Source organism: Zunongwangia atlantica 22II14-10F7, from assembly GCF_002094855.1.
Taxonomy (GTDB): Bacteria; Bacteroidota; Bacteroidia; order Flavobacteriales; family Flavobacteriaceae; genus Zunongwangia; species Zunongwangia atlantica.
Genome location: NZ_ARYN01000013.1, coordinates 172,700 through 182,376 on the forward strand (window position 1 = coordinate 172,700; position 9,677 = coordinate 182,376).

A 9,677-nucleotide genomic window follows, 5' to 3' on the forward strand; every position below is an offset into this window, starting at 1 on the left:
TATTATAAATATTAAAACTAAATTTATTATCGATATATTATTTATCCGAGGGTTTCTTGATAAATATCAAAAACATTATATTCATCCCTCATAACTTAAAGAATTCAAGAATGGATAATCATACGCCTTTAGAGAAAAAAAAAGAGGGGTTCCTAGGACAAAAAATGATAGTCCTTCCTCCTGATGCATTAAGAAAAATTCTTAAAAATGTGTTGATACAAAATTTTCATTTAACAGCGATTGGCCATTACCCCAATGCAGTATTTCATGACAGAAAAAGAACAACTGGTTCCAAAGAATATATATTACTCTATTGCACTGAGGGGGAGGGGGAGGTTTCAATCAATAAAAAATTTTTACCACTTAAGCCTAATCAATTTATTATTGTCCCACCCAATATACCACATCACTATAGAAGTTCAGTGAAAAACCCTTGGACTATTTTTTGGGTTCATTTCACAGGGAAAAGAGCTCAGTTTATATATAATAAATATGCAAATACTGCGTCCCCTGTGAAGTTTATAGCCTACAATGAGGAAATTATTAAAAAATTTTTATCGATCATTGATTTATTGAAATTCTCGTTTGAGGAAAGATACCTCGAAGTTGCTAATATTAACCTTACTCAGTTCATAAGTTTCTTTATCTACCAACAAGAATATAATTCGAAGATATCTGAAAAAAACATGGTAAATAAGTCTATTGAATATATGAAAGAAAATTTACATAAGCCGCTTACTATATACGACTTAGCGGAAAACCATAACCTATCAGTTTCAAGATATTCTGAAATTTTTAAAGAAAATACAGGACATCCACCTATCCATTATTTCATTCAGTTAAAAATACAGAAGTCTTGTCAATATTTATACTTCACAGATAAAAATATAAAAGAAATATGTACATTGGTAGGCTTTAAAGACCCATATTATTTTTCAAGAATGTTTAAGAAAATTATGGACGTTTCACCTTCAAAGTATAAAAGCACCTATAAAAGTTAAGCATTGAGAAATATTAAATTCCAAATGTAAATTATGCCTTATAGCTATTAACCGCTTAGTACCAAAAGTGAGTAACCCTATTAATACGAGTATACAGACGAGCCACAGCACACTTTTCTCAGTACAGCCACAGGCTTTCTAAACAAAGATATAAAATCTGGCGATTTCACATTGGAATCCTTAAATTTTTGATTTACACCCAAACTATTAGCTGTTTTTATTAGCCCGCAAGATAGTTTTGATACAGACTTTCTCCTATGAATATAATTTTGATTTTGAAAAATGAAAAATAAAACATATAAAACGGTTTCTAATTGGTACAGAAAATTTCAAATTAGCAAATCACCTCAAATGAATTTAGTTTGGGGATTCTTTTTGTATACGCTTATTGGATTTATTTTACTGTCTATTCCTTTATTTCACAAAACTGACATATCCTTTTTAGATAATTTGTTTATTTCGACTTCTGCAATTTCAACTACTGGACTTGTAACTATAAGCGTTTTCGATTCCTATAATTTTATCGGTCAGTTTGTTATTATGGTATTAATACAAATTGGCGGAATTGGATATATGACGCTAACGACTTACTATTTGATATTTACAACAAAAAAAATAACTCATTGGCATAGTAAATTAATAGGTACAGAATTTACTTTACCAAATACAATTCAAGTTAAAGATTTCATCAAAAGCGTAATTATTTTTACCCTAATCATGGAAACTATTGGAGCCATACTTTTCTACTTTGCCTTTACAAATTCTGGAATGGAAAATTTAAAAGCAATTTGGTTTTCAATTTTTCATAGTATCTCATCGTTTTGTACAGCAGGTTTTGGATTATTTAATGATGGTTTCGAAGGCTATAAAAACAATTCGTATGTAAATACAATTATTTCTATATTAGCCATTTCTGGTTCTTTAGGTTTTATTGTAATTACAGATTTGTGGTATCGAATTAGGGGCAAATCAAAAGAAATTTCTTTTACAACAAAAATCATTATTTATGGGTTTTTGCTTTTACTTTTTTTAGGTACTTTTCTTATTTACACAACAGAGTCATCATCTATTCTTGGCTCAAATAGTTCACTTATGGCCTCTTTCTTTCAAGCAATGTCAGCTATGACAACAGTTGGGTTTAACACTATACCTATTGGTGCATTATCCTTGCCAATATTGTTGCTTGTAACCTTTCTTATGTATATCGGAGCTTCGCCTTCGGGAACAGCAGGAGGAATGAAAATAACGACATTGACGGCAATGCTATCAATATTGAAAAGCCGATTGTTTGGACAGAAGAAAATCACATTTTTAAACAGACTTATACCTTTTGAGAGAATATATGTTGCCACATCAACATTTATTCTTTACACTAGTTTAATTTTCCTGTTTTCATTTTTACTTTCTTACGTTGAAACCTTTTCTTTTGCCAGCATATTATTTGAAGTAGCATCCGCCCTAGGAACTGTTGGATTAAGCACAGGAATTACCGGAAATCTATCTAACACTGGAAAAACATTAATAATTATCTTAATGTTTATTGGGCGAGTTGGAGTTTTAACTTTTGGGTTTGCCTTGTTGCAACAGAAAAAAAGACTTTCTAAAAAAATTCTTCCAGATGATTTGGCTGTATAAATCAATATTAAGAAAACACCAGGCTTCTCCCAACCAGATTCGTTGTATATTATAGTAAGATTAGCGAAAAAAGTAAATATTTAAATCCGCACCTAATCAATTGAGTCTTCAAAAAGAATTCCACCTTTATACATACCTTTTAGAATAGGATGAATTTTTTTACCCATTTCAGTTAAGCTGTATTCAACGCGTGGAGGAACTTCGGGGAAAACTATGCGATTAATTAAACCATCTGACTCTAATTCTTTTAGTTGTTTAGTCAGCATTCTTTCGCTAATATCCGTTAATAATTTCACCAATTCACTATATCTCTTATCTCCTTGAAAGAGATGCAAGATGATAGTACCTTTTCGTTTTCCTTTAATAACATTTATAAAGGTATCAATAGGACAATAACTTTTTTTCATTTTTTTCTTTCTTCGAAATCCTACAAACACTAAAAACAGAAACAAATGTTCGCTTACCAACATTTTGTAAGTTGTTGATTAGTATAATAAATATATTCATATTTACACAAACTAATAAAATTTAAACTTTTAGTATGAAAAAAAATATAATAAACTTTAAAGCATTTAGAGTTGAAGAAATTAAAGGTGATTTTAAATCATCAATTAAAAAAGTTTCTATAAGCTCAATTGAACCTAATGAAATTATAGTTAAAGTTCATTATAGCTCATTGAACTACAAGGATGCCTTATCCTCCATTGGAAATAAAGGAGTTACCAAAAAATACCCTCATACTCCTGGCATTGATGCAGTTGGAATTATCGTGCAATCGAAAACTGAAAGTTTTAAGGTTGGTGATAAAGTAATAGTCACTGGTTTTGATTTAGGAATGAATACTAACGGAGGTTTTGGCCAATACATAAAAGTGCCAGGTGAATGGGCACTAAGATTACCTATAAATATGACTATGAAAGAATCGGTCGTAATTGGAACAGCAGGTCTAACAGCGGGTATATGTGTTAGCAAGTTAACAAAATTAATTACGCCTAAAGATGGAAAAGTAGTAGTTTCTGGTGCGACTGGAGGAGTTGGATCATTAGCTATTTATATTCTTAATAAGTTAGGTTATACTGTTGTCGCAATAACCGGAAAAGTCTCCGAAACTGAATATCTTAAAAAACTTGGTGCTTCTGAAATATTAATGCGGAATGAGATAGAGAACTATAAAAATAAGCCCCTATTAAAATCTAAATTTGCAGGAGCTATAGATACGTTAGGAGGTGTAATTCTCCAAAATATTATTAAATCTACCTCTCATTACGGAGCCATAACCTGCTGCGGCAATGTCGCATCTCCAAATCTAGAACTTACGGTATTTCCTTTTATTTTAAAAGGAGTCTCTCTTATTGGTATAGATTCGCAAAACTACCCAATTAAGTATAGAATAGAAATATGGAACAAGTTTGCAGAAGAATGGAAAATAGATCATGAATTAATTGCTTACTCGGAAATAAATCTTGATCAACTTCAGGACAAAATTTCTTTACTTTTATCAGGTAAATCAAAAGGTCGAACGATTGTAAATTTGGATAATAAACTTCCCTAGAACTTGTAATGTTTTTTCTATTCTCCTTACGCTTTCATAAAGTTTAAAAATCAACTATTTTTAAGTAACGAAGAAAAGCAGATTTACAGAAGCACAAATAGTAGCAATGCCTCAACAGCACGAATCTGGAATGAAGATTACCGAAAGTTGCCGAGACAAGGGAATTACCACAGCAACCTTTTACAGATGGAAGCGTAAGTATAGCGGTATGGATGCCAAACAGCTCAAGGAGCTTAAATCACTCCAAGACTCAAATCAGCTTCTAAAACAGATGTATGCTGATTTGAGTTACCCACCGCATCCTTAAAGAAATTATCGAAAAAAAGCTTTAAAGCCTTCTGATCGTAGGGAATTGGCCGAGCAAGTAGTTGAGAAATTGAGCATTGTGAGAGCTTGTGGATTGGTTTGTTTAAGTCGCTCCATGTCGTATTATATGACCAAGAGGGATGATTCTGAAGTAATAGACAAGCTCATAGAAATGAGTGAGATAAAACCCATCCGGGCATTTGATTACTATTTCTACAGGTTTCGATCACAAGGCTTTGAATGGAACCAGAAACGAGTCCTGCGGGCATACAGGCTTTTAGGCCTACAATTGAAAAGGAAGAGCAAAAAGCTTCTTCCAGCTCGTGTTAAAACTTCTCTGAATCAACCTCAGGCACCAAGACAGTTATGGAGTGCAGATTTTATGAGTGATGGTCTAATGTCTGGAGGAAAATTTAGAATATTTAACCTTATTGATGATTATAACAGAGAGGCACTATGTACCACTCCAGCAAGATCAATGCCTGCCCTTCGTGCTGTGAAATATAAGGCAGGCAATAGAGATCTACGGCAACCACTTACAAATACGAATGGATAATGAGCCAGAATTTATCTCAATAATATTTATGTCCTACTGCGAAACTTGACCTCCTGCCGATAAACTGTACAATTTAAAATTAGAGGATCTGAGCAAATAAATGTTTAACTTTAAAAATAATATTTGCTTATGAAATGATCAAAGTTTACAGAGTCACAGATTGTCTTTGCCATCAAGCAACCAGAGACTGGCACACGTCTATCGGTGGCATGTCGCAAGATGGGGATCAGTGAGGCAACCTTTTACAATTGGAAGAAAAAAACGGAGGATTAGGAGTATTCGGATTGCGAAGGTTAAAAAATTTGGAAGAGGAAAACCCCAATTAAAGAAGCTTGTGGCGGACTTAAGATTAGATAAGCAGATCCTTCAGGATGTATTGAAAAACCTGCCGGCAGGCAGGAAAGTTCTAAGACCAGCTAATCGGCGGGAGTTGGTCGGTAAAATACGGATGAAATACGATATTTCAATTAATCGCTGTTGTGCTCTGGTGCTGCTTTCTAAAAGTGTTTATTACTATAAAAGTATTGGCTGTGATGATGAATTGGTATGTATGCGTATGAAAGAAATTGCTTCTACCCGGGTTCGGTACGGGTTCTGGAGAATTTATATCCTATTGCGCCGAGAAGGTTTTTAGATAACCACAAGCGGTTGTATAGGCTCTATTGTGAAGAAGGTCTTAACCTAAGATCAAAACGTCCGAAAAGGCATCGCTAAGCTGCCAATAGAAAGCCAGTACCTGGAAATGCTTCTAATCTACACGAATGCTAGAGTATGGACTTTGTTACTGACCAGTTGTACGATAGCACTCGATCAGAGCCTTAACCACAGTGTATAAATATAGTCACAATGTCTTGCATCTATGCAGGAAAATCCTTAAAAGGAAGTTATGTGGTACAAGAGATGGAAAATATTACCTTTAAGATTAATCAGCTGCCAAAAAGAATCAAGGTAGACAATGGGAGTTAGTTTATCAGTAAAGTTTTGGATAAGCGGGCTTATGAAAATAGAATTGGACTTCTCACGTCCCGGAAAACCTAAAGACACCCCTTTTATCGAAATTTTTAATGGATCGTTCGCCGATGAATGTTTAAACGTGAACTGGTTCTTTTCCCTTGACGATGCACAGGAGAAATTTGACCACTGGAAGGAAGATTACAATGGTTTTAGACCAAATAGCTCATTGGGGGATCCCCCAATGAGTTCATTGAAATGAATAAAAATGACTCCGATTTTCTACTTTTGACTGGTTCGTAATTTGGAAGGAGGTCACATTTATTGAGGAAATCTATCTAAAATCCAAACAGGTTAATATATACAGGTAAAATGTTAATATTTGCAATAAAATAAATACTAAAGCTATTTACATTTACATAAATTAAGTATTTACTCTCTACAAGTTAAAAACTTAAAATTTTATGAATTTAGCCATTAATCTTCGAAGTGTAAAATTTTTAAGAATTACTAAATTGATTTTTATTAAAGGCACTTTGATAAGTGTATTCATTGGAATTGTAGATAGAATAATATTAAGTCTAGTTCACGTAACAAAAAATAAGATTCTAATGTCCTGATCTGAAAAAAATCAAATTTGTTTCGTCATTAAAAAATTTAGTATTGTTTTTCAAAAGCATAAAATAATTCTGGTTCAATTATCTTAATATAATATGCATTACCTCCCGAAAAAATCTATTATTATATAAGAATATTCGAATATCCAAATAAACTAACTATGAAACGTCTAAATATAACAATTATACTATTAATTATCGTTTGTATACCCTGTCGAGCGCAGTCAATCCTAGATAAACAGAAAACTCTAAATAAATTTTCGTTTTGGTCAAATGAAGATTGGAAATGGTACAAGCAGAATATTCCTTTTTTAGAAACTCCCGATATCGAAATCGACAAAACTTACTATTATAGATGGGAACTTGTTACAATGCATTTAATATACGGTTCGCCAAAAAGTGGCTATGCTTCGACTGAATTTATTGATCGACCATGGTGGGCTGGAGCCTATGGAACAATTAGTTGTCCTGTAGGACATCAATTATACGATTATAGATGGTTAAAGGACCCGAAATATTTCAAGGATTATTCTAAATTTTGGTATAAAGATCCAGGAGCACAATTACAGAACTATACAAATTGGTTAGGAGACGCAATATGGCAAGGTTATAAGGTTCACCGTGATTTTAGATTTACTACTAATCTTCTAAACGATTTGATAAATGACTATAAAAAATGGGAGAAAAAATATTTTATTGAATCAGAAGGGATGTTCGCTTGGGATGGGATGCATGATGGTATGGAAACAAATATTAATAGCAGACAAACTCCCCAATGGTTTGATGGCGCACCAGGATATCGTCCAACTTTTAATGCTTATATGTGGGCTCACGCTCATGCTATTGTAAATATTGCTAAACTAGTTAACGATCAAAGAACCGCTGATGAATTTGAGGAAAAGGCTAAAATTATAAAAAATAACTTTCAATCTAAAAATTGGGATCAAAAAAGAGAATTTTTCTTTCATAGATTCCAAAATAATGAAGTTACTGCCAATAAAAAAGACACTATAAAAGCTAATACGTTAACTTACGAAGATGGTATATACCAAGGATCTAAACATGGGAGGGAGTTGATAGGCTATGTCCCTTGGTATTTTAATATGATTGATGATACTAAAGAATTTTCAAAATCTTGGAAATTTCTTATGGATTCAAGCTATTTTTATGCCAATTTTGGACCCACGGTTTTGGAACGAAATGATCCATTATTTAAAATTTCTGAGAATTGCTGCGTGTGGAGTGGAAATTCATGGCCTTTCGCAACTTCACAGACATTAAAAGGACTTTCAAATGTACTTAACAACTATAAAAATAATTCTACGGTCACCAAGAAAGATTTTTACAAGCTTTTTAGTATTTATACCATGACACAGCGTAAAAATGGGAAACCCTATATAGCTGAAGCCCTACATCCCGACACTGGTTCTTGGTCTGGACATGACAAAGTTGGACATAGTGAACATTATTACCATTCTTCCTACGTGGATTTGGTTATTTCGGACTTGTTAGGAATCAAGCCTCAAGAGGATGATTTTATCATAATTAAACCATTAATACCTAGCAGCTGGGACTACTTCATTTTAGAAGATTTTCAGTACCATGGGAACAATATGACTTTAATTTGGGATAAAACGGGTAAAAAATACAATAAAGGAAAAGGTTTTCATTTGATTTCCAATGGCAAAAAAATTATTTCAAAAAAAAACATACAAGACCTGAAAGTAAAAATCCCTTTAAAGATAAAAAAAAGCTTGAAAGAACGATCTGTCAATTATGCTGTCAACAATAGCAATGATAAATATCCTTTAGCAATAGCTTCATTTCCTGGAATTGTTCACCCTATAAATAAAATTAACGACGGACAGTTTTGGTATTTAAAACCTACTACAAATCAATGGAGTAACATGTATTCACAAGAAAAACAAGATTGGGCTGGAATTGATTTTGGAACCAATCAAAATATCAACATGATTAAAATTTATTTCGTAGAGGATAACTTCAAAATTCGAGCTCCTTCTCAGTATCAAGTTCAGTTTTGGAGTGATGGTAAATGGAAGAAAATTAAAAATGCTAAATACCAATTTAATTATCCGAGAGCTAGAAAAGCTAATACAATTTGGTTTGATGATATTACAACAAAAAAAATACGAGTTTTATTAATACCTGAAAAAGGATTTAATATAGGAATTAGTGAGTTAGAAACATGGGGAGATGCAAAATTTCCAATTAGGTTCCCAATCAACAAAACTAAAAAGCCACTCAATGTATCTGCTTCCTTCACATCCAAGTTTGATGAGGTGGACTTTATCGCAGATGGCGATATAAATATAAATAAAAGATGGACAGCTTTTGAATCTCCAAATAAATCCGATTGGGTAACAATAGAATATGCTAAGAAAAAGAATTTCAATACAGCCTACATTCATTTTTACAAAGACGAATTAAACATTTCTCCACCCGAAAAGGTAACGATTGAATACTGGAATGGTATTACTTGGGAAAAAGTAACAAATCAAAATTCCATAACCGATACTTTTATAGGAAATGCATTGAATATTATAACTTTTGACAATATTTTTACATCCAAAATTAAGCTGTCCATGACACACCAAACGACAAAATATAGTGGTATATATGAAATTGAATATTTGAAAAAATAAAAAACACCTTGGGAACATTGTATCGATATTTTGCCACCCAAATAATATGGCAAATCAAATGACTTACAGTATGGTTCCCCCTTCATGGATAACTTATACCACACAAATAAAAGATTTTTTCGTCATATTAAAGTGCTGCAATAAATTTGTAGGATTTAATTCCATTTTTGAGACCAATAAATTAATTCAAATTTTACAGCAGCGACATCCCTTTAGGCATTTTAAACATACTGTTGATCATTCAGAGTTCAGGCAAGACTGGTTTGCATTCAAACAGCAATTCATTGAAAAACTGATCACTGAGACGTTCCAAATGCACACTTCTTCCGAAGAGTAAATTTCTTAAGAAAACATTTCATCGAGATCTTTCATTATGGATTGATACTTCCGATGATA

General features: G+C 32.7%; 7 protein-coding genes and 2 pseudogenes. 8 read left to right on the forward strand and 1 reads right to left on the reverse strand.

Annotated elements, in window-relative coordinates:
• Nucleotides 1–110: 110 nt before the first annotated feature.
• Both IIF7_RS14745 and IIF7_RS14750 read left to right on the forward strand, forming a co-directional pair.
• On the forward strand, nucleotides 111–1,001 hold the full coding sequence (locus tag IIF7_RS14745) for a helix-turn-helix domain-containing protein (RefSeq protein ID WP_084842463.1): 891 nt from the start codon (nucleotides 111–113) through the stop codon (nucleotides 999–1,001).
• 282 nt (nucleotides 1,002–1,283) lie between these two features.
• Nucleotides 1,284–2,636: a TrkH family potassium uptake protein gene (locus tag IIF7_RS14750; RefSeq protein WP_084842464.1), complete on the forward strand. Its 1,353-nt coding sequence runs from the start codon at nucleotides 1,284–1,286 to the stop codon at nucleotides 2,634–2,636.
• A gap of 92 nt (nucleotides 2,637–2,728) precedes the next feature.
• Here the strand turns inward: IIF7_RS14750 and IIF7_RS14755 are convergent, their stop codons facing one another.
• Nucleotides 2,729–3,043 carry a winged helix-turn-helix transcriptional regulator gene (locus IIF7_RS14755; RefSeq protein ID WP_084842478.1) on the reverse strand — a complete coding sequence of 105 codons (315 nt, stop codon included), beginning with the start codon at nucleotides 3,041–3,043 and terminating at the stop codon, nucleotides 2,729–2,731.
• A gap of 134 nt (nucleotides 3,044–3,177) precedes the next feature.
• Here IIF7_RS14755 and IIF7_RS14760 point away from each other — a divergent pair, with 134 nt between their 5' ends.
• From IIF7_RS14760 to IIF7_RS21230, 6 genes and pseudogenes are all read left to right on the forward strand, one after another.
• On the forward strand, nucleotides 3,178–4,188 hold the full coding sequence (locus IIF7_RS14760) for a YhdH/YhfP family quinone oxidoreductase (RefSeq protein WP_084842465.1): 1,011 nt from the start codon (nucleotides 3,178–3,180) through the stop codon (nucleotides 4,186–4,188).
• Nucleotides 4,189–4,270: 82 nt separating this feature from the next.
• Nucleotides 4,271–4,495, forward strand: a pseudogene (tnpA, locus tag IIF7_RS21225) (IS66 family insertion sequence element accessory protein TnpA); the annotation flags it as partial.
• A 288-nt stretch (nucleotides 4,496–4,783) separates the two neighbouring features.
• Complete coding sequence (locus IIF7_RS20730; protein ID WP_139801335.1) at nucleotides 4,784–5,050, forward strand: transposase family protein; 267 nt, start codon at nucleotides 4,784–4,786, stop codon at nucleotides 5,048–5,050.
• Between the two features lie 159 nt (nucleotides 5,051–5,209).
• A pseudogene (locus tag IIF7_RS14775) lies at nucleotides 5,210–6,263 on the forward strand (IS3 family transposase).
• Nucleotides 6,264–6,779: 516 nt separating this feature from the next.
• Complete coding sequence (locus tag IIF7_RS14780) at nucleotides 6,780–9,281, forward strand: discoidin domain-containing protein (protein ID WP_084842468.1); 2,502 nt, start codon at nucleotides 6,780–6,782, stop codon at nucleotides 9,279–9,281.
• A 70-nt stretch (nucleotides 9,282–9,351) separates the two neighbouring features.
• A complete protein-coding gene (locus IIF7_RS21230) occupies nucleotides 9,352–9,618 on the forward strand; it encodes a UPF0158 family protein (RefSeq protein WP_394335066.1) in 267 nt (88 codons plus the stop codon).
• The last annotated feature ends 59 nt before the right edge of the window (nucleotides 9,619–9,677 follow it).

Coding starts and splice junctions, on each gene's coding strand:
- IIF7_RS14745 (WP_084842463.1), top strand. CDS start 111: ATGGATAATCATACGCCTTTAGAGAAAAAAAAAGAGGGGTTCCTAGGA.
- IIF7_RS14750 (WP_084842464.1), top strand. CDS start 1,284: ATGAAAAATAAAACATATAAAACGGTTTCTAATTGGTACAGAAAATTT.
- IIF7_RS14755 (WP_084842478.1), bottom strand. CDS start 3,043: ATGAAAAAAAGTTATTGTCCTATTGATACCTTTATAAATGTTATTAAA.
- IIF7_RS14760 (WP_084842465.1), top strand. CDS start 3,178: ATGAAAAAAAATATAATAAACTTTAAAGCATTTAGAGTTGAAGAAATT.
- IIF7_RS14780 (WP_084842468.1), top strand. CDS start 6,780: ATGAAACGTCTAAATATAACAATTATACTATTAATTATCGTTTGTATA.
- IIF7_RS21230 (WP_394335066.1), top strand. CDS start 9,352: ATGGTTCCCCCTTCATGGATAACTTATACCACACAAATAAAAGATTTT.